This is a genomic window from Bacillus sp. N1(2025) (assembly GCF_053470005.1).
On sequence record NZ_JBLTJB010000003.1, the window covers coordinates 1 to 21,101 of the forward strand.

Annotated in this window: 16 protein-coding genes; 12 read left to right on the forward strand and 4 right to left on the reverse strand. The window is 43.3% G+C overall.

Annotated features, from left to right (window positions below; all coding sequences use genetic code 11):
• The 5 genes from ACNFN4_RS07760 to ACNFN4_RS07780 form a co-directional block, all read left to right on the forward strand.
• The coding region (locus tag ACNFN4_RS07760) for a condensation domain-containing protein (protein ID WP_263908389.1) at nt 1-2,925 on the forward strand (2,925 nt) is incomplete at its 5' end.
• Nucleotides 2,926-3,122: 197 nt separating this feature from the next.
• Nucleotides 3,123-4,847: an ABC transporter ATP-binding protein gene (locus ACNFN4_RS07765; RefSeq protein ID WP_448200103.1), complete on the forward strand. Its 1,725-nt coding sequence runs from the start codon at nt 3,123-3,125 to the stop codon at nt 4,845-4,847.
• 78 nt (nt 4,848-4,925) lie between these two features.
• Complete coding sequence (locus ACNFN4_RS07770; protein WP_014418993.1) at nt 4,926-5,990, forward strand: saccharopine dehydrogenase NADP-binding domain-containing protein; 1,065 nt, start codon at nt 4,926-4,928, stop codon at nt 5,988-5,990.
• Between the two features lie 86 nt (nt 5,991-6,076).
• The gene (locus ACNFN4_RS07775) at nt 6,077-7,144 is read left to right on the forward strand and encodes a DUF3810 domain-containing protein (RefSeq protein WP_448200104.1); all 1,068 of its coding nucleotides are present in this window, start codon (nt 6,077-6,079) and stop codon (nt 7,142-7,144) included.
• A gap of 50 nt (nt 7,145-7,194) precedes the next feature.
• Complete coding sequence (locus ACNFN4_RS07780; RefSeq protein WP_014418991.1) at nt 7,195-7,932, forward strand: thioesterase II family protein; 738 nt, start codon at nt 7,195-7,197, stop codon at nt 7,930-7,932.
• A 520-nt stretch (nt 7,933-8,452) separates the two neighbouring features.
• Here the strand turns inward: ACNFN4_RS07780 and ACNFN4_RS07785 are convergent.
• The 3 genes from ACNFN4_RS07785 to ACNFN4_RS07795 all read right to left on the reverse strand — a co-directional run bounded on the left by ACNFN4_RS07785 (nt 8,453) and on the right by ACNFN4_RS07795 (nt 12,959).
• Nucleotides 8,453-9,790, reverse strand: a complete 1,338-nt coding sequence (locus ACNFN4_RS07785) for an MFS transporter (protein WP_017418828.1) — start codon at nt 9,788-9,790, stop codon at nt 8,453-8,455.
• A complete protein-coding gene (locus ACNFN4_RS07790) occupies nt 9,763-10,386 on the reverse strand; it encodes a TetR/AcrR family transcriptional regulator (RefSeq protein WP_015240677.1) in 624 nt (207 codons plus the stop codon). The genes ACNFN4_RS07785 and ACNFN4_RS07790 overlap by 28 nt, the downstream gene beginning before the upstream one ends.
• A gap of 71 nt (nt 10,387-10,457) precedes the next feature.
• The gene (locus ACNFN4_RS07795; protein WP_448200105.1) at nt 10,458-12,959 is read right to left on the reverse strand and encodes a PEP/pyruvate-binding domain-containing protein; all 2,502 of its coding nucleotides are present in this window, start codon (nt 12,957-12,959) and stop codon (nt 10,458-10,460) included.
• 301 nt (nt 12,960-13,260) lie between these two features.
• On the opposite strand from ACNFN4_RS07795, the gene ACNFN4_RS07800 reads away from it, so the two are divergent.
• From ACNFN4_RS07800 to uvrA, 3 genes are all read left to right on the forward strand, one after another.
• A complete protein-coding gene (locus ACNFN4_RS07800) occupies nt 13,261-13,497 on the forward strand; it encodes a CsbA family protein (RefSeq protein ID WP_003151438.1) in 237 nt (78 codons plus the stop codon).
• Nucleotides 13,498-13,672: 175 nt separating this feature from the next.
• Nucleotides 13,673-15,658: an excinuclease ABC subunit UvrB gene (gene uvrB / locus ACNFN4_RS07805; RefSeq protein WP_003151439.1), complete on the forward strand. Its 1,986-nt coding sequence runs from the start codon at nt 13,673-13,675 to the stop codon at nt 15,656-15,658.
• A 7-nt stretch (nt 15,659-15,665) separates the two neighbouring features.
• Nucleotides 15,666-18,539 carry an excinuclease ABC subunit UvrA gene (gene uvrA / locus ACNFN4_RS07810; protein WP_021495269.1) on the forward strand — a complete coding sequence of 958 codons (2,874 nt, stop codon included), beginning with the start codon at nt 15,666-15,668 and terminating at the stop codon, nt 18,537-18,539.
• A 49-nt stretch (nt 18,540-18,588) separates the two neighbouring features.
• Here uvrA and ACNFN4_RS07815 read toward each other — a convergent pair whose 3' ends face one another.
• A complete protein-coding gene (locus tag ACNFN4_RS07815; RefSeq protein WP_003151443.1) occupies nt 18,589-18,828 on the reverse strand; it encodes a hypothetical protein in 240 nt (79 codons plus the stop codon).
• Between the two features lie 197 nt (nt 18,829-19,025).
• Between ACNFN4_RS07815 and ACNFN4_RS07820 the strand changes: the two genes are divergently transcribed.
• The 4 genes from ACNFN4_RS07820 to ACNFN4_RS07835 are packed head-to-tail and all read left to right on the forward strand — an operon-like array spanning nt 19,026 to nt 21,033.
• Nucleotides 19,026-19,352 carry a hypothetical protein gene (locus ACNFN4_RS07820; RefSeq protein WP_003151444.1) on the forward strand — a complete coding sequence of 109 codons (327 nt, stop codon included), beginning with the start codon at nt 19,026-19,028 and terminating at the stop codon, nt 19,350-19,352.
• A 24-nt stretch (nt 19,353-19,376) separates the two neighbouring features.
• The gene (locus tag ACNFN4_RS07825) at nt 19,377-20,474 is read left to right on the forward strand and encodes a DUF4097 family beta strand repeat-containing protein (RefSeq protein WP_007407448.1); all 1,098 of its coding nucleotides are present in this window, start codon (nt 19,377-19,379) and stop codon (nt 20,472-20,474) included.
• A 4-nt stretch (nt 20,475-20,478) separates the two neighbouring features.
• Nucleotides 20,479-20,673: a PspC domain-containing protein gene (locus ACNFN4_RS07830; RefSeq protein WP_014418985.1), complete on the forward strand. Its 195-nt coding sequence runs from the start codon at nt 20,479-20,481 to the stop codon at nt 20,671-20,673.
• The gene (locus ACNFN4_RS07835; protein ID WP_014418984.1) at nt 20,674-21,033 is read left to right on the forward strand and encodes a phage holin family protein; all 360 of its coding nucleotides are present in this window, start codon (nt 20,674-20,676) and stop codon (nt 21,031-21,033) included. It abuts the gene before it with no gap.
• The last annotated feature ends 68 nt before the right edge of the window (nt 21,034-21,101 follow it).

Below are 21,101 nucleotides of genomic sequence, written 5' to 3' on the forward strand. Positions count from 1 at the left end.
CTGCCTGAGTATATGTTACCTGGCTTTATGATGCAGATTGATGCCTTGCCACTGACTCCAAATGGGAAGCTGGATGCAAAAGCACTGCCAGAACTAAATGCATTAGCAGGACAGGAATATATGCCACCAAGAACTAAAACAGAGAAAGTCATTACGGACATATTTGAAGAAATCTTAGGAATATCTCCAGTCGGAATAGAAGACAGTTTCTTTGAACTTGGCGGAGATTCTATTAAAGCGATTAAGGCCGTTTCGAAGTTACGGGAAAAAGGTTATAAGCTTTCTTTCGCCGCATTAATGTATCAGCAGACCCCAAGAAAGATTGGGGAAAATATTCAAATGGGAGAAGTAAATCAAGTATACGAACAGGGAGAAATCAATGGGGAAAGTCCATTAACCCCTATACAACTAGAATTTTTCAATAAGAATCACGTCGTACCTAATCATTATAATCAGGCCTTAATGTTAAGAAGTGATGAGCCATTTGACATACCTAGTTTAAAGACAGCAATTACTGAAATCATTAAACATCATGACGCTTTAAGAAATGTATATGACGGACAACGTCAAATCACGCTGTCTACAGAGGAAAGCAAGCTATATGATTGGTATGAAAAAGATTATACAAAAGTGCAAGATGTATCGAAAGAGATAGAGTATGCCAGCGATAAATTACAGGCAAGCATAGACCTAGCCACCGGGCCTTTAGTAAAAGTAGGGCTGTTCCATTCAGACAGTGGAGATCATTTACTAATTTGTGTACATCATCTGGTCATAGACGGTGTATCATGGAGAATTCTGCTGGAGGATTTATTTAGTGGATATCGACAAATACAAGAGACAGGTAAAATCACGCTGCCAATGAAAACGGCTTCGTACAAGGAATGGGCGAATGCTTTAACACAATATGCTAAGAGTGAAGTGCTTTCAGATGAAATAGCATACTGGAAAAATATATCGGATAAATCAAATAGTACTGAGACATTCAAGAGTACACAAACAGCAAGTGGTCAATATAAAAATAAAGTAGTGAAAGTGGACTCTGAAACGACGAAAAAGCTGTTGCTCGAAGCTGGAAAGACATATAAAACAGAAATAAACGACTTGTTACTGGCATCGCTGACCATTGCAGTAAAAGAATGGAGAAACTCTAAGTACCTAACCATAGAAATGGAAGGTCACGGGAGAGAGACAATAGATAGAGAGATCGCCATCGATCGTACAGTTGGTTGGTTTACAAGTGTATATCCTATTATTTTGGAGACAAAAGATACTGTTGAAGAAAGCATTTTGGAGACAAAACAAACATTGAAACAGGTCCCTAATCATGGAATTGGATATGGAGTTTTGAGATATCTTGGTGAGCATAGCGGACTTGAGATGAGCGCAGCAATAACATTCAATTATCTTGGAGAATTGGATAACGAGATAGACAGAATTGAAGGAATATCCATGTCGGGAATGCCATTAGGAAGAAGTATGTCAGAAAAAAATTCATCAGGAATGGGATTGTCTCTAAATGGGGCTGTTTTAAATGGGCAACTTGAATTTGACATCATATATGATACTGGATTGTATACTGACGAGGATGCTCAAACATTGGTATTGGCATATGAAAGAGCAATTAAGGATGTTGTCGAAACGTGTTTAACCAGAAAAGGAACAGTAAAAATGCCATTAGATGAAACATTAATTGGTGATAACCGTGATGGCGATCTAAAGTGCATGATACAAAAACAGTTGAATTATTATGGAGATAACCATATTAAAACACGTTCTACTTTAGAATGTCCTGTATTGACAGGACATGAGGACTTCTTGCGACCGGATACAGAAATTATTACTGAAATCATAACAATAGAAGGAACGGCAGAGAACGCTTCTTTATCACTCAGAGGAATAATTTCCAGGCATGGGGCATTAAGAACGAAATTAAATCAAAAAATGACCTATTTAGAAGAATACGATTATTCAGATGAGTGGGAAATTCCAGTAGTGAAAGGAACCTTAGAATTATCTGCAGAACAATTTAAAGAAATTGTGAATGAAATGAGTTTTCTAACTGATGATAAGCTGTTATCTAGATTTTTAATCGTAGAAATAGATGCAGACCATTGCTTAGTACTTAGTGCAATTCATCATTTAATATGGGATGGAGTCTCACAAGATTTGTTTAAGGTTATGCTTCATGAAACTTTGAACAACAGACTTACCACTCCCTATAACTATTCTTTCATAGAATATTGCAAAATGATTAAAAAGAAAGTTGACGAACTGGAAATTCCTGATGCTCAAGAGTCTAACATGGAAGAGTATATTGAAGCTGCTAAACAATCAGCTGATTTGGTCTCTCGACGAGACACTAAGAGGTCTACAGAAATTCATGTAAAACTAAATGAGTTACAATATCAGAAATTTAGCGAACAACCCATTAATACAGCAGTAGAATTTATATCAAGGCTTATGTATAGTGACTTACCTGAAGAATTAAATAACATCCCTGTTTCTGTTTTGACACATAACAGAGATGAATTCAATAAGGAAATGTTGGGGCTAACTTTAAATTTAGATTATTCAATTTATGATAGGAAAAGTAAAACGCAAAAACAGCTTTTATCAACATCAGAAAAATCGAGTATTAATCAATCTGCAATTACAGAAAAGTTGTTTCTTATAGCACAAAAGTACGGTTTTAATGAAATGTCCCATCGCATTCCAATCATTAATTATCAGGGAGTCCTTGATAAGTTTGCAAGTAGAGATGACATATCACTTGAGAAGATGTTTTTACAAACACAGATTATAGAGTCTGAAGATTTTGGAGTTAGCATGCACTTTTACATTCAAAATAGTACTCTAATTGCTCGCATTACAGGCATTACAATTGAAGAAGAGCTCCTTAATGATGTCATGAAGAATATTTAATGTTGGATCTTACCCGTAAAACCACCCGCTATGCGGGTGGAGGGGTCATAAAAAGACATATGATGCCGGATCATGTGCATATGCTCGCGGTCCCACCCAACATATCTGAAATATGCACATGATCTAGCAATAAACAATTGGAGTGTAAATTAGACATGCTCTAAATGAAATTAGAAACAAGAAGGGGGGCTTATAGTATGAATGAAAAAATTTCAAAAAGCATATACAAAAAGAATATAGGCTTATTTATTTTGTCCTGCTTACTTGGTATCATGACATCTATTCTGTTTATTGCATTGGCAATTATACTACAAAAGTTTATTGATTATTCTATTAATAAAGATATTGACAATATCTTTAAGGTGACTACTGTTTCCGTTATTTTATTGCCTTTAGGTGCAGTGGGAATGTATGTGGGGTATGCTGTTAAAAATTTATATACAAAAAGGGCAACGTTAAACCTGAAAAATACCCTTGTTGAAAATATTTTGCGGTTAGATATGAGAAGTTTCAACAAGGAGAGTAATGGAACCTACATATCACGATTGTCAAATGATATAACGATAATTCAAAACGATTATATAAAAGGGACCGTGGAAATATTTGTTCAGCTAGCTATGCTTGTAGGCGGAGTGCTTGCGATGTTTATCATTAATTCATTCCTTGCATTGAGTATATTACTCACTTGTATCATTCCACTTGCAGTTTCGAGTATATTTAATAATCGTATGCAAAAAGCACAAGGTGAAGTGGCTGAGCAAAATAAAAATTATGTATCTTTCATTAAAGATATATTGTCTGGAAATCAGGTTGTTAAGAGCTTTAACATCGAAAAGGAGATTTTTGAAAGGGCAAAGGCAAAGGCGAACAAGCAGGAAAAAGCAAAAATGGTATACGAAAATCTGTTGTCACTCATTATGTCACTTACTGATATTTCAACTTTTCTTGTTGCTGTAGTCATATTTATTGTGGGTACTCAGCAGCTAATGAAAGGAGAAATTACAGTAGGAGAGATTATGGCTTTTATTCAATTGTTAAATTGCGTAACAGTTCCCATTAATAGACTCATAACCGGTTTTACCAAAAGGCAGGCCAGTCGGGCTTTATTAATGAATTTCAATAAAATTGGAGAGGCAAAAACGGATCAAACTCAAAGAATTGATATCCCTAAATTCAGTAATAAAATTTCTCTAAATGGGCTTTCGTTAAGCGTAGATGGGAAAAAAATTTTAGATGATATTAATTTTGAATTTGAATATGGAAAGTCTTATGCCATTGTAGGAACAAGTGGGAGTGGAAAGACAACCTTATTAAAGATGTTGACTGGGTTTTATGATGGGTATGAAGGAAATATCAGGTATGACGGGGTTGATCTTGAGAAAATAAGTGATCAGTCCATTTTCCAAAATGTTAGTTTTATTCATCAGGACTGTTTTATCTTTGATGATACGATTGAACAAAATATTAAATTGTTTCGTGAATGTGACACAGATGAGTTTGAGCAAGTCATAAAGAAGAGTATGTTACAGAAATTGATTCATGACAGAGGCGGCTTTGATGTATTATGTGGAGAAAATGGAATCCATTTTTCAGGTGGGGAAAAACAGAGAATTTCTATAGCAAGAGCACTCCTGAGAAAATCACCTATATTTCTTATGGACGAGGCGACTTCAGCGTTGGACAATCAAACAGCTAGTGACCTTGAGTGTATGTTAAGTGAAATGCAGGGCATTACGAGAATTTCCATTACTCATAGGCTGGATGAATCAATTCTTAGTGGATATGATGAAATTGTCTTATTGAATAATGGGAAAATTGAAGAACACGGCACGTATCATAAATTAATGGAAGCCAAACAAAGATTTTATGCATTGAGTATGTTGAGTAGACATAATAATGATCTTTTAATAGAGAAGGTATAACTAGTCTTGTATTTTAAATCTCAATGGTTGTTTTGGACAGTTTTGATGCTTGTATAAGATGAAAGGGGTGTCGTACGGATGGAGCAAATCGCAGTTGTTGGGTGTGGCGGAATGATCGGTGAAGTCATCTGTAAGAACTTATGTAAAGACTTTATAGTTAAGGGCGGACAGCGGCGTGAACCTACAGCATTAATGAACCTTAATAATTTTAACTACCAATTCCTGGATGTTTCTGACTGGGAGAACTTGATTGCGTTCTGTACTGATTGTACGGTTGTCATTAATTGTGCAGGGCCTGAATTTGTAATTAAAGATAGAGTTGCTCAGGCAGCCATGAAAGTAGGAGCAAAATATGTTGATGCTTCCAATGCTTTATTATTGAATCAGGAGCAAAAGCTAGAGCTTAAAGCTAACGGTGTAAATTACATAGGAGCTGGTTTTTGTCCTGGAATTACAGGTCTGCTATTAAAACGAGTGATAAATCATTTATTAGACGAAACTAAGCATGTGAATTGTTATATTGGTGGTGCGGAACATTATACGAAAACTTCTATCTCAGATATATTAATGAGTGGCCATAGTGTAATTGGAAAAACAGACTCTTATTGGAGTGATCATTGTGTTAAAACGGAAAATATAAATATGATGCAGAAAGAATTTGTACCTGAAGTGGATGTTCCTGTCTATAAGAAACCGTATTTAAGTCAAGAGATCATTGATATTCTGGAAGTTAGTTCGGTACAAGAACTTCACTGGTACAATATAGCGGCAAATGATTATATTTTCCGTTTGGCAATGCAATTTTATCAAATGCAACTTGAGTCTTCGGTTGAAGAAGCAATGAAAAAACTAGACATTAGCTTAGAGGAGCAACCTAAAGAGGAATGGATAGCTTTAGTCATTGATGCTACAGGAGTGAAAGATGGAAAGAATGTTAGGTGCAGATTGAATTTACAAATGGAAACGAGTTCAGAGTTAACGGGTACAGTGGCTGCCGAAATCGCCCGACAAGCTGTTTCGAGTAATAGACCTAATGGTACCTACTGGGCTTATGAAGTGCTTCCTATAGATTTTATGAATCAATATGTTTTTTCTAATAAGCATGATTTTTATGAGGAAAAGTATGTTGAAATAAAGAAATGATATGACTAGGTTACATGGCGTACATCTGATATTTATTGGATAGGGGGGAGTACATTATAAAAAAGCTTTTACTTAAGAGATTACCGTTGATTTCACTTGGAGTTATAGCTTACATACTGACAAAATACGCGCAGAACCATCAGGATTGGGCGGAAAAATACAGTAGGTCTGTATATCCGTTATTGTCAAAAACAGTAGGATTTGTACCTTCTTGGGTCAAGTTTTCTGTTAGTGAATGGCTCGTCGTGTTGGTTGTGTTACTATTTCTATTTTATATCGTTTATTATGTGCGCAAGGTCATCATGAGTAAAGGTGCACGTAAGATGGTAGTTTATCGTGGTGCTCTAGGAATCGTTACGATCTGTAGCGTGATATATTTTTGTTATACTATTTTGGGTGGAATAAACTATTACAGATATTCTTTTTTGTCTTATACCGAATATAAAGAAGAGAACTACAGCAAGGAGGAACTGGTCAAATTGAGTAAGTCGCTTGCCGTTGAAATGGAATTGGCAAGGGAAAAGTTAGCGGATACTGATCTTTTGGCTCATGTACCAGAGGTTTTTGATTATTATGCACAACACGCAGTGTTCTCGATGCAAATGTTATCAAAGAAATATCCTGTTTTGGAGCATTCATATTCAACACCAAAACCAGTGGTGATGTCAAAACTAATGTCGCATGCAGGGATACATGGTATTTTTGTCCCTTTTACTTATGAATCCAATATCAATGTTAATGTGCCAGTTTTTTTGGTGCCTGCTACTATGGCGCATGAATTGGCACATCAGAGTGGTTTCATGCATGAGGATGAGGCTAATTTTATAGCTTATCTGGCATGTAAGCAGCAGGATGATCCAATGATACTATACAGTGGTTTATTTCTGGCATTTGATTATTCTATATCTGAGCTAAAGAAAGTGGATCCAGATAAGGCGTCTGATATAATGTCCAGTCTGTCCAAAGCGGTGCGGCATGATATAGAACAAAATGAGCAGTACCGGGATAAGTATGAGGGTGTTATTTCAAGTATTTCAAGAAATGTAAATGACGTATATCTGAAGGCAAATAATCAGACAGACGGTTTGAATAGCTATAGTGATATGGTGAATTTATTGCTGGCAGAGCAGCGAGAGATAGAGAAGTACAATTAAATGTATCTTGAATACTTATAGGTTTATATAGTAATGATAGTGGGCTCAAGTTGAACATAGGAGTGAGTGAAATAAATAAAATAAAAGTATTTCCTATTCCATATGCTGGAGCGTCGGTAAATGCATATTATGAATGGAAAAAACTACTGCCGGATAGATATGAATTGTGTATATGTGAATTGGCTGGAAGAGGAACTCGATTCACAGAGCCTTGTTACCAGTCTGTTGGTGAAGCAAGTGAAGATATCGCCAAAAGAATAAGTGAACAATTAGAATATGACGATGAATATGTTATATTTGGACACAGCATGGGAGCCTTATTGACTTATGAGATATATTATAAACTTAAGCAAATGGGAACTAAGGAACCAAGGCATCTGTTTTTTTCTGGGCGAGATGCTCCACATATTTTTGAAAAGAGAGAAGACATTGAAAATATGACTAATGAAACTTTCTTGACAAAGGTGGAACAATATGGGGGAATACCAGAGGAGTTTTATACAAAAGAGATTATGGATATGTTTCTTCCGATTTTGCGAGCAGATTTTATAATTTTGGACAATTATAAGTTTCAGCCCAAAGCAGAAAAAATAAGTTGTGGAGTAAGCGTTTTTTATGCGGATAGCGATTTTTCGACTCATATCAATGAAATGCATAAATGGAGTGAAGTTGTTGAAGGGAATGTGAAATTTCATAAGTTTAAAGGAGAACATTTTTTTTTGAATCGGTATCCTAATGATATTGTAAATACTATTGTTAAAGATACAGAGACTTATTCTTGTTCATGAGAGATTCCTCGTTTCGTCAATGTTGGTGTGGTAACTTACATTGTACAAGAGGAATCTCTCTTTCGCATTCATTTTTTGGTAGAATTTAGATAATCGACAGACGTGTTATTATATAAATCTAAAAAGATTTTGGTTTAGACTTTCTTTTCTTTGTACAGTTTGAATGTGTTTTGAAATATTATATTTAAAATAAATTTTATCAGTCTGAGAATCCTTCAATGATTGTTACTTAATTTTGCTTAATTATAAAAGTAATATTCAATAATTGTTTTAGGTAGGTTTTAGTAAGGAGAATTATGAAAAAAATTAAGAAAAAACATTGGAAATAATAAGCTTTCAGTTTTAAGCCCGGTGCCGCTAACAACACGGCGGCCGGGCTTTTTTCACGGCCGGATTACGATGTCAGCGCCGAACTTGATCGGAACTCTCAGCCATTTACATTCCCCTTTTCTCTTGTAAATAAAAAGATTCTAAAACTAGAAAAGGTTCCGGAAAGCAGATGCTTACGGAACCTTTTTCGTTATGCCGAATGGCTTTTTTTCGTCTGAACGGTTTCCCTGGACTTGATACCAAGTGATACGAACAAGCCGATCACAGAAACTCCGATCAATATGATAAACAGAATATGAAACCCGGAGATTAAACCGATCAGCGCTGAAGAAATAATGCTTCCGAAATAACGGAAGGTGGAGAAAATCCCGGATGCGATGCCGGACATGCCCGGTTCTACCGTCGCAAGAGAAGATACCTGCATGCTCGTCAGCCCCGCACCTGACGCGATGCCTCCGACAATAAGCGATGCCATAAGAAACGGAACGGAATGGGAATAAACCAAAAGCAGAAATAAGAGATTGGCTACAGCCATCAGCCCGAAGGACAGAAAAATCATTCTTCGCGCGCCCCATTTCTGATGCAGCTGAGCTCCGCCCCAGTTGCTGGCGGACATGAAAACAGAAAAGACTGACAGCGCCATGCCGCTGTGCGATGTATTCATGCTGAAGTGGCCGGTCATAAAGAGCGGCATAATCAATAACACGGCGTACATCATTAAATTGCTTAACAGAACCGACAGATTGGCGCTCGTAAAGGTCGTGTTTTTAAACAGGTCAAAATCAATAATCGGATGTTTCGTGCGCAGCTCCCGCCTGAAAAATAGCGGAACAAATACGAGAATGAGCAGTGCGTACACCCAATAGCCCAAAGAGCTTTCATTTTTCGTCAGAAGAATAATAGATACTATGCTTCCGGCAAGCAAAACGGACCCGATGATATCAAGCGGAGCGTCAGACGTTTCTTCTTTATATTTAGGAAACATCACTAATGCCGTCACAAGTGCGATTGCAAGAAACGGAATGTTGACCCAAAAGATCGAATGCCAGCTGAAGCTCTCAATTAAAAGAGAGCCGATAAACGGACCGAGAGCCGCACCAAGCCCGGCACCGAGGCCGAAAAAGCCGAATACTTTCGGAAGCCGTTTTTCAGACACGACATGGCGGATGATGGCGATGCTGTTTGGCGTAAGCAAAGCGCCGCCGGCAGCCTGAAGCGCCCGGAAGAAAATCAATAAGAAAAGACTTGGCGAGAGGGCGCACCCCAATGATGCGATGAGAAAAAGGCCGACGCCCCATAAATACATTTTTTTGTTTCCGTACATATCACCGAGTTTGCCGGCAATGGGCTGTGTCACGGCCATCACGATTAAATACACGGTCACTACCCATGTGATGCTGGCAATTGATTCGCTGAATGAGCGGGAAATGGATGAAAGGGCGACTGCGATCATCGTAGAATTGATGGGAACGAGTATGGCTCCCAGCAAAAGCGAAACGATCAGCGCCCATTCTTTCTTTGAACCCATCCTTCATCCTCCTTGGAGCCGGAAAATGACCGGCCGGTAATGCCTTTCATGAAAATCTCAGTGCTGTGTTTCAGCATCGTTTCCTCAGAGAGAGTAATGACTCTTTTTCCCAGCTGCAGCCGGTGTATAAAATAACCGAAAATCATCGTCATAAAGACGTCTGCATTAGCTTCTTCGCTGCCGGGGCTTATCATATTTTTCTTTGTCAGCTCCTTAAAGTAAACGATTAAATGCTTTTTCACGGATTGCGGATATACGACAATATCCTGCAGGACGTCTTCGAATAGTTCCGGTTCGCGCAGGCAGATGCGGAACACTTCTTTTTTTTGTTCCAATTGCTGAAGAAGGGTCGCGGCGAAATGAAGAAGATCCTCATACAAATCGCCTTCCGCCTTGGTGATCATGCTTTCCGGAACCGGCGTCTGCTGTTCAATCATGGCTTTCATTAATCCTTGTTTGTTTTTAAAATTACGGAAAATCGTTGCTTCGCTTACTTTTGCTTTTTCTGCGATTTCTTTTGTTGTCGCTGCGCGGTATCCTTTTTGGATGATCAGATTCATCGCGGCGTCAATAATTCTCTTGTTCGTCGTTCTCAACATGTTTCACCTCGCGTAAATACTGGCAGGACAAGTATACACCCGCCCTGCCCGTCAATAAAGAGGGAAACCTAGCATGAAGCGCGTTTGACAATCGTAATCTTGCCGTTTGTCCCGTCCACCGTGACGATATCTCCGTCGTTGAGCCTGTCAGTCGCGGCACGTGTGCCGAGAACGGCCGGGAGCCCGTATTCCCTCGCGATGATCGCCGCATGTGACAGGATGCCGCCCGTGTCCGTAATGACGGCCTTTGCATCCTGGAACAGACTGGTCCACAGCGGTGTCGTCATTTTGCAGACAAGCACGTCTCCTGTTGAAAAACGGGAAAATTCACTTGCGTCACGAATGACTTTCACAGGGCCGCTTGCGATTCCGCTTGACGCCGCAAGTCCGTAAATTTGATGTTCAGTGTTTTTTTCATCTTCTGTGATGGAGCCGGTAATCTGTTCAGCCGTTTTCAGCTGTTCCGAAGTCGGAGTCCCGAGATAAGCGGGGGCTTCAAGCAATTGATATTGCTGGAAGAGCTGTTTTCGTTCAGCGGCTTTTTCCTGCATCGGAACCGGCGACGCCAGCGCTTTCTCGACTTCATCGCTGTATAAGTACCACATATCCTCCCGATCATCGATTACGCCTTGTTTTTGAAGCAGCCCGCCGATTTTCAGAAGGCAAAGGCGTGCTTTGGCGTCCAGCATCGCATCAATATAAAAATGGTGATCATCTTTGATGACGGATGAAGACAATGTCCACTGATAATAGCGGTCAAACGTCTCCCGGAAGCCGTCATCTTCAATTCTATCCATAAAGTCGGCGTAGAGCTGTTTTCGTTTTTCTATCGTTTTATGAAACTCACTGTCAAAATCGTATCCGTTCCGGACATAGTTCTGAATGTTGGCCAAAGCGAAATAAGGGTTTTCCGCCCAAGTTTCTTCAATCAGATCATGACTTTTCACGGATCTCCAGCCGTATTCCTGTAAAAATTCACCGACTTGTTCGAGAAAGCGTTTTCCCTCATTTGATTGCAGAAGCGTCTGATGCAGCTCATCGGCATGAGAAACCGTAAAGACGCGCCGCAGCTCAGGGCTGTCTTTTACTTGTCCGGACAGCAGCCAGAGCTGTCTGTCGGTCTCCAATGACTTATTCATGACGCCAGCCAGCATTTCGTACAGAAGGGATGTGTTTTCTTTCTCAACCTGTCCGTACATGGATTCCAGTATCATGTTTAACGCAACCTGCGGAAAGACAATATTGAAATGTTCTGCGTATCCTTTTAAATAGAAGTCTTGCAGGTTTCGGAACGCATCAAGGGCAGTCTCCGGCGTATGGTCTGTATGCGCCAGTTCGTCCAGCTTTTGATAAAAAGGCAGAAAGGTTTCCTGAATAATATCGTACATGCGGTCAGCCAAGACGGGGAAAAGCGCTTCTAACTGTTCTGCGGGCAGCTTGTCGTCCGTCTTATGCTGTCTGGAAAAAACACGGCCCTGATGAAGTTTGACACGCTCGATTTCGATGCCCATTACAGGGAATGCCTTCGTGCTCTCTTTGAGGCCGTATTCCAAAGCCGGCACAATGAGTGAGGCGAATAACGGGCTGACGGGGCCTTCAATATTGGCCTCCATATTGAGCCAAAAATCTTTCTGATCCCGGGGCGTCATGATAAATTCCCGTTCTTCGTCTGCCGCCTTCTGATCCTGCACGATCGTTGTAATCGGCCTGGCCTGAAGCAGATACAGCTTATTTTCGGCAAATCCGAATTCGAGATCCACGGGATAACCGTACAGTTCTTCCGTCTTTATCGTCAGCATGGCAAGCTCTTTGACGCTCTCGTCATCAAGGCAGAAGCGGTTTCTCATGTCAGCGGTCGTCTCTTTTTCCGTCACGCCTTCGTCTTTAGAAACGATATACATTTCTTTTAAGCCGATTTCTTTTTCAATCTGAAATGTGTCTTTATTGACGATAAATGTGTCGGGCGTCACGCTGCCGGAGACGATTGCTTCTCCGAGACCGTAGCTCGCGCTGATCATCAGTTCTCCGTCATCGTGTGTGACGGGGTTGCGGCTGAAAATGACCCCTGAAACCTCGGAATTGATAAGCCCTTGCACGACAACGCCCATTAACGGTTCTGCGGTGTCATTGTTCATTTTCTCTTTATAACCGCTGACCCGCGCCGAGAAGAAGGAAGCCCAGCATTCTTTCACTTTTCCGAGAAACTCTTCTTCTGTTTTGATATTTAAATAGGTTTCGTACTGACCAGCGAAAGAAGCGCCTTCAAGATCTTCGGACGCGGAGGAGGAACGTACGGCGACAGAGGCGTATGATTCTCTCAATTCATAAAACGACGCGGTCAGTTCCTCCCGAAGCTCTTTTGAAAACGTGCCGTTCATAATGGCGCGCTCCATCTGTTCCTGATCTGCTTGAAGCCCGTTGTCTTCCATAAAACGTGTCAGGGCATTCGTCTGAATGATAAAACCGCCGGGAACGGGCAGCCCGTTTTTCGTCAGTTTAATCAGGTTCATTCCTTTTGCTCCTGCAGAGCGGCTCGATTCTTCCGCTTTTTGAAATCGCACTGAATACATGCGGTATGACCCCCTTTTTTTTCCTCATCCAAGAAAATGATAGTAAACACTATCATTACATTGTAAAGAGGGAGGAAGAAACTGTCAAAGATACAAAGACCTAAACCTTCTCATCCTTTCGGCTGAAGAAAGGTAATTCGATTCATCTGGTTAATGGTTCAATGGATTTATATTCACAATTTTTTTGACAGATGATTGAAGACTGCTGAAAAAGGGTATTGTGATAGCAGGGGAACGATTGTCCGATTCTTCATTTTTTACTATAATCAGATGAGATGAAGAATTCCCGAGGAGGGTTTTTGTGATTACAAAAGCCGTTTTTGCATTATGTTTCCCTTTTATGCTGGTCGTCCTTTTTACGCGCGTCACGTTTAACCACTATGTGGCGATCGCTCTCACAGCCGCACTGCTTTTCGCATCCTATTTAAAGGGTTACACCGAAACGTATTTTATCGTTGGATTGGATGTCGTATCGCTGGTGGCCGGAGGGCTGTACATGGCCAAAAAAGAAGCAGACAAAAAGAAAGACAATGCCTGACATGGTGAATATGAAATAGAATGCCTGCTTTTACGCCATAAAAGCAGGTTTTTTATACAAAAATTGACTTGGTAAAAACAAACCATCGAACTTTAGTTCGTATTTTTAGTGATTTTGCCCGTCATTGTGTTACTATATCAATAGGAAGATTTCGTAAAGAAACGGAGGCTTTTTTGTGAAAGATCGTTTTGAGTTAGTCTCGAAATATCAGCCCCAGGGAGATCAGCCGCAAGCGATTGAGAAGCTTGTCAAAGGCATACAGGAAGGCAGAAAACACCAGACTCTCCTGGGTGCGACAGGGACGGGCAAAACCTTTACCGTGTCCAATCTGATTAAAGAAGTGAATAAACCGACACTGGTCATTGCCCATAACAAAACCCTTGCCGGACAGCTGTACAGCGAGTTTAAGGAGTTTTTCCCGAACAATGCTGTCGAATATTTTGTCAGCTATTACGATTACTATCAGCCGGAGGCGTACGTGCCTCAAACGGATACTTTTATAGAGAAAGACGCAAGCATTAATGATGAAATTGATAAACTGAGACACTCCGCGACGTCCTCTCTGTTTGAACGGAGAGATGTCATTATTATCGCGAGTGTGTCATGCATATACGGTCTCGGTTCGCCTGAAGAATACCGGGAAATGGTTGTGTCGCTCAGGCCGGAAATGGAGATTGAGCGGAACGAGCTGCTGAGAAAGCTTGTGGATATCCAGTATGCCCGCAATGATATCGACTTTCAGCGCGGTACGTTCCGCGTGCGCGGAGACGTTGTGGAAATCTTCCCGGCTTCCCGTGACGAACATTGTATCAGAGTGGAATTTTTCGGAGATGAAATTGAGCGGATCAGAGAGGTCGACGCTTTGACCGGAGAAATTCTCGGCGACCGTGACCATGTCGCGATTTTCCCGGCTTCCCACTTCGTCACCCGTGCGGAAAAGATGGAAAAAGCGATTCTGAATATTGAACAGGAGCTTGAGGAGCGCTTGAAAGTGATGCACGAAAACGGCAAGCTCCTTGAAGCGCAGCGGCTTGAGCAGCGGACGAGATATGATCTTGAAATGATGCGGGAAATGGGTTTTTGCTCAGGGATCGAGAACTATTCAAGACATTTGACACTCCGTCCGCCGGGCTCTACGCCGTATACGCTGCTTGATTATTTTCCGGACGATTTTATGATTGTCGTTGATGAATCACATGTGACGATTCCGCAGGTGCGCGGCATGTTCAACGGTGACCAGGCGAGAAAACAGGTGCTTGTCGATCACGGGTTCCGCCTGCCGTCAGCGCTTGACAACCGTCCGCTCCGATTCGAGGAATTTGAGAAACACATGCACAATATCGTGTACGTGTCGGCGACTCCGGGACCGTATGAAATTGAGCATACGCCGGAAATGATCGAGCAGATCATCAGACCGACGGGACTCCTCGATCCCCTCATTGACGTCCGGCCGATCGAAGGACAGATTGATGATCTGATCGGCGAGATACAGGCGAGGATTGAACGGAATGAACGCGTTCTCGTGACGACTTTAACGAAAAAAATGTCAGAGGATCTGACCGATTATCTCAAGGAAATCGGCATCAAGGTCAATTATCTGCATTCCGAGATTAAGACGCTTGAACGGATTGAAATCATCCGTGACCTCCGCCTCGGAAAACATGATGTGTTAATCGGCATCAACCTGCTGAGGGAAGGGCTTGATATTCCGGAAGTGTCACTTGTCGCCATTCTCGATGCGGATAAAGAAGGCTTCCTCCGTTCTGAACGTTCGCTGATTCAGACGATCGGACGGGCGGCACGAAACGCGGAAGGCCGCGTCATCATGTATGCCGATAAAATCACGAATTCGATGGAAATCGCGATTAATGAAACGAAGCGCCGCCGGGAACAGCAGGAGCGCTTTAACGAAATTCACGGCATTACGCCGCAAACGATCAATAAGGAAATCCGCGATGTGATCCGCGCGACGCAGGCCGCTGAGGATAAAGAAGAATATAAAACAAAAGCCGCGCCTAAACTGGCGAAGATGACGAAGAAAGAACGCCAGAAAGTCGTTGAGCAAATGGAGCACGAAATGAAAGAAGCGGCCAGAGCGCTTGATTTCGAGCGGGCGGCAGAGCTTCGTGATTTACTGTTAGAGCTTAAAGCGGAAGGATGATGAACACATGGCAATTGACCGGATCGAGGTGAAAGGCGCAAGGGCGCACAATTTAAAAAACATTGATGTAACGATTCCGCGGGATCAGCTCGTCGTCGTGACGGGGCTGTCCGGATCGGGAAAATCATCCCTTGCCTTTGACACCATTTACGCGGAAGGACAGAGGCGGTATGTTGAATCGCTTTCTGCCTATGCGCGCCAATTTTTAGGACAGATGGATAAGCCGGACGTTGATGCGATCGAAGGGCTTTCTCCGGCGATCAGCATTGACCAGAAAACAACAAGCCGCAATCCGCGGTCAACCGTCGGAACGGTAACGGAGATTTATGATTATCTCCGGCTGCTGTACGCGAGAGTCGGGAAGCCGCACTGCCCGGAGCACGGCATTGAAATTACGTCGCAAACGATTGAACAGATGGTTGACCGGATTCTTGAATATCCGGAGCGGACGAAGCTTCAAGTGCTTGCGCCGATCATCTCAGGCAGAAAAGGCGCCCATGTCAAAGTGCTTGACCAAATCAGAAAGCAAGGTTACGTAAGGGTGCGGATTGACGGAGAAATGGCCGAGCTTTCCGACGATATTGAACTTGAAAAAAACAAAAAGCATTCCATTGAAGTAGTCATTGACCGGATTGTCGTCAAGGAAGGGGTTGCCGCCCGGCTTTCCGACTCACTGGAAACCGCGCTCCGCTTAGGGGAAGGCCGTGTCATGATAGATATCATCGGTCAGGAGGAGCTGATGTTCAGCGAGCATCACGCCTGTCCGCTGTGCGGTTTTTCTATCGGAGAGCTTGAACCCCGGCTGTTTTCGTTTAACAGCCCGTTCGGCGCCTGCCCGACTTGTGACGGTCTCGGCCTGAAGCTGGAAGTGGACCCTGAGCTCGTCATTCCCAATCCTGAGCTGTCATTAAAAGAACACGCCATCGCGCCGTGGACGCCGATCAGTTCACAATATTATCCGCAGCTGCTTCAGGCGGTCTGCCGCCATTACGGCATTGATATGGAGACTCCGGTCAAAGACCTGCCGAAGCATCAGCTTGATAAAGTGCTGTACGGCAGCGGCGATGAACGGATCTACTTTAAATACGAGAATGATTTCGGACAAGTGCGCGAAAATGAAATTGAATTTGAAGGTGTGCTGCGCAATATCGAGAGACGGTATAAGGAGACAAGCTCCGATTATATCCGTGAACAGATGGAGCAGTACATGTCACAGAAGCCGTGCCCGACGTGCAAAGGCTACCGGCTGAAGAAAGAAGCGCTTGCCGTTTTGGTAAACGGGCGCCATATCGGCACCATTACCGAGCTTTCCGTCGGCGATGCGCTGGAATTTTTCAAAAACCTGACGCTGTCTGAGAAAGATATGCAGATTGCCGATTTAATTTTAAGAGAGATTGTGGAGCGGCTCAGCTTCTTAGATAAAGTCGGTCTTGATTACCTGACGCTGAGCCGGGCGGCGGGAACGCTGTCAGGCGGAGAAGCCCAGCGCATCAGGCTTGCGACGCAGATCGGCTCCCGTTTGTCAGGCGTCCTGTACATTCTTGATGAGCCGTCCATCGGCCTTCACCAGCGTGACAATGACCGTCTGATCAGCGCGCTGAAAAACATGAGGGATCTCGGCAACACACTGATTGTCGTGGAGCATGATGAAGATACGATGATGGCTGCCGATTATTTGATAGATATCGGTCCCGGCGCCGGCATTCACGGCGGCCGCGTCATATCGGCGGGGACGCCTGAAGAAGTGATGAATGATGCGGACTCTCTGACCGGACGTTATTTGTCAGGGGCTCAATTCATCCCTATGCCTCCGGAGAGAAGAAAGCCTGACGGCCGGTTCATTGAAATCAAAGGCGCTTCAGAAAACAACCTGAAAAAAGCGAACGCCAAATTCCCGCTCGGCACTTTTACGGCGGTGACAGGTGTGTCCGGTTCCGGAAAAAGCACGCTTGTGAATGAAATTCTGCATAAGGCGCTTGCGCAAAAGCTTCATAAAGCCAAAGCGAAACCGGGAAGCCATAAAGAAATCAAAGGCCTTGACCACCTTGATAAGGTGATCGACATCGACCAGGCGCCGATCGGCCGGACACCGAGATCAAACCCGGCAACTTACACGGGCGTGTTTGATGATATCCGCGATGTCTTCGCGCAGACAAATGAAGCAAAGGTGCGCGGCTATAAAAAAGGCCGGTTCAGTTTTAATGTAAAAGGCGGGCGCTGTGAGGCCTGCCGCGGCGACGGCATCATCAAAATTGAGATGCACTTCCTTCCTGACGTGTACGTTCCGTGTGAAGTGTGCCACGGCAAACGTTACAACCGGGAGACGCTGGAGGTCACATACAAAGGAAAAAGCATTTCTGACGTTCTGGATATGACGGTGGAAGATGCTCTGTCTTTCTTTGAAAATATCCCGAAAATCAAACGCAAGCTTCAAACGCTTGCCGATGTCGGACTCGGGTATGTGACGCTCGGCCAGCCGGCGACGACGCTGTCAGGCGGAGAAGCGCAGCGCGTCAAGCTTGCTTCCGAACTGCATAAGCGTTCCACCGGCCGGACGCTGTATATTTTGGACGAACCGACGACAGGCCTCCACGTTGATGATATCGCAAGGCTTTTGGTTGTGCTTCAAAGACTCGTCGATAACGGAGATACCGTTTTGGTCATTGAACATAATCTCGATATCATTAAAACGGCGGACTACATCGTCGATCTGGGACCTGAAGGCGGAGCGGGCGGCGGCATGATCGTAGCCTCCGGGACGCCTGAAGAAGTTGTCGAAGTGAAAGAATCATATACGGGCCGCTATCTGAAACCGGTAATGGAACGTGATAGAAAACGAATGAAAACATTGCTGGCCGAAAAAGAAACGGCAGCCACGTAATAGATCAATAAAAACAGCCCAAAACTCATCGCGTTTTGGGCTGTTGTTGTTACAGGCTTTTTTTCTGTTGGGGAAGCTGTCTGCTTAAATGCATTAAGTCCTGCAGAATATGGGTGCTGCTGCTGTCCAGCAGCACTTTTATATATTGGATATCATGGGAAATGGGAAGAGGGGCTGCTTTGATCTGTTCCAATTCAGCCAGCATTTCGCTGTTCATTCTTTTCTGTTCGCGAATTAAATTTCGAAGACTCTCTTCCGTTACTTGGGCGTTTTCGGGATCTTTCTCCATTTGTATGTCCTCCTTGCATACGGTCAGGCTTTGTTACATATTGTAATCGGTTCGGGGAAAAGATTCTATAGTGAAATCTCTGAAATCAAAAATTACGTATAACGAAGCATGTCCTTAGCATGAAAATGAAACCCGCCCATTCGTCATACGTATGTATAAGGAAGGGTTTTTACATTACGGCACAGGGAGTGTTTTTATTGAACCGAAATCAAGCGATTATCGCATCAATCTGTTATTTCAGCGTGTTTCTCGCACCGCTCATTCTTCCGATTGTGGCTTACTTTGTCGTCGATGAAAAAGAGACGAAGCGGCATGCCATGCGCGCTCTGATTTCCCATATCATTCCGTTTGCGGGATTGCTGATTGTGACCGCGGGTGTTGTCGGCGGATTGATTACGGCTCAAGGGGAGAGTATGGTGCCCGTTTTTGTTATGATAACAGGAGCAGCTGTTTATTTTCTGATCCTCATCGGAATGGTCATTTGGAATATCGTGCAGGGAATTAAGGTGTTACGCCAGGTGTAAGAAAAGTCGGGGGAGGAGTTTTGTATGAAACAGGAGAAAGAACGGATTTTAAAGCTTGTGGAAGACGGCATGCTGACGGCGCAGGAAGCACTGACGCTCATTGAAAAACTGGATCATGAATATAAAGAAAAAGAAGAGCAGATCACCGCATTATCTGCGGAGGTCCAGGAACCTGCGGAAGATTTCGAAAGCGGGGCAAAAGGAAGCCAAAAGCCGTCGCTCGGGGCGAAGCTGTTCGACTGGATTGATTCTGCCGTCAAAAAAGTGAAGGAAGCGGATCTTGATCTGAATTTCGGCCACGCACACGAAGTGCAGCATATTTTTCAATTTAAAGACAGTGAATTCTCGGCCATTGATATGCAGATCGCAAACGGCAGCGTCAATATCGTGCCGTGGGCGGATGAAGATATCAGAGCGGAGTGCCAGGCGAAAGTGTACCGGGCGGACAGTCAGGAGGCGGCGCGCACCGCATTTCTTCAGCACATTGAGTGTGAAGTGAAGGGCAATAAGTTTTTTGTCCGCACGGAAAAGAAAACGATGAAAACCAATGTCACGCTTTATGTTCCCCAGAAAGAGTACGATAAGATAAGAGTGAAGCTGTTTAACGGACCGATCAGAGGGGAACATTTACATGTAAAAGAATTCTCGGCGAAAACGACAAACGGCGTTCTGTCATTTTCTCATTTGACGGCTGATAAAGCGTCGGCGGAAACGGCTAACGGACAAATCAAGCTGGCCGGACATCAATGCGGAGCGATTGAAGCGGAAACGATCAACGGCTTGATTGATTTGCGCGGATCGAGTGAATCCATTGACGTTCAAAGCTTTAACGGCAATATCATGCTTACCGTGACAGCGCCGCACTGCCGCTCCATCTACACGAAAACGACGACCGGAAACGTGGAGATCGCTCTGCCTGATGATTCGGCGGTGAAAGCGGAGCTGAAAAGCAATCTCGGCTCTCTCAGCCATGAGCTGATTGATGCGGAAATTTTAAAGGAAAAGAATGACACCATTCAAAAAGAACTGATGCTGGCATCAAATCAAGGCCATGATCAGCATCTCTCGATTTTCTCAGAATCGTTAACAGGAGCCATTAAGCTCAAGCATACTCAGAGGTGATTGGATGAAAAGACTTTACCGTTCAGAAAAAAATCGTAAAATTGCCGGCGTCGTCGGCGGTTTGGCGGAGTACATCAATATGGATGCGTCGCTTTTGCGCATTATCACCGTTGTATTAGCGCTTGTCATGCCGGGAATCGTGCCGATTGTATATATTATCTGGTGTTTTGTTGTACCTTTAGAAGGAGATTTGAAATAAATGATCAAATGGGCAGTCAGCATTTTAGTAAATGCGTTATTATTAATCGTTATCGCGGGATATTTTGATTCCGTCCATATCAGCAGTATCGGAGCGGCTGTCATCGCCAGTGTGATTCTTTCTGTGTTAAATGTGCTGATCAAACCGATCATCGTCATATTGACATTGCCCGTCACGGTTGTGACCCTCGGCCTCTTTCTGTTTGTCATCAACGCCATTACGTTAATGATGACCGCAGCCTTGATGGGAGACAGCTTTCAGATTGACGGGTTCGGCACCGCCATTTGGGCATCCGTCGTGCTGTCCGTTTTCCACTTGCTGATTCAAAAAGGCATATTGGAGCCGCTTAGAAAAGGGTAAAAAACGAGCTGTCCCGAGAGGGCAGCTTTTTTATGTGCGGTTTACATAAGCGGCGGCCTCCTGACGCA

Bases quoted from the DNA above. Each gene is read 5' to 3' on its own strand.
- ACNFN4_RS07765 (WP_448200103.1), top strand. From the start codon at position 3,123: ATGAATGAAAAAATTTCAAAAAGCATATACAAAAAGAATATAGGCTTA.
- ACNFN4_RS07770 (WP_014418993.1), top strand. From the start codon at position 4,926: ATGGAGCAAATCGCAGTTGTTGGGTGTGGCGGAATGATCGGTGAAGTC.
- ACNFN4_RS07835 (WP_014418984.1), top strand. From the start codon at position 20,674: ATGATCAAATGGGCAGTCAGCATTTTAGTAAATGCGTTATTATTAATC.
- ACNFN4_RS07795 (WP_448200105.1), bottom strand. From the start codon at position 12,959: ATGTATTCAGTGCGATTTCAAAAAGCGGAAGAATCGAGCCGCTCTGCA.
- ACNFN4_RS07830 (WP_014418985.1), top strand. From the start codon at position 20,479: ATGAAAAGACTTTACCGTTCAGAAAAAAATCGTAAAATTGCCGGCGTC.
- ACNFN4_RS07815 (WP_003151443.1), bottom strand. From the start codon at position 18,828: ATGGAGAAAGATCCCGAAAACGCCCAAGTAACGGAAGAGAGTCTTCGA.
- ACNFN4_RS07825 (WP_007407448.1), top strand. From the start codon at position 19,377: ATGAAACAGGAGAAAGAACGGATTTTAAAGCTTGTGGAAGACGGCATG.
- ACNFN4_RS07785 (WP_017418828.1), bottom strand. From the start codon at position 9,790: ATGGGTTCAAAGAAAGAATGGGCGCTGATCGTTTCGCTTTTGCTGGGA.
- uvrA (WP_021495269.1), top strand. From the start codon at position 15,666: ATGGCAATTGACCGGATCGAGGTGAAAGGCGCAAGGGCGCACAATTTA.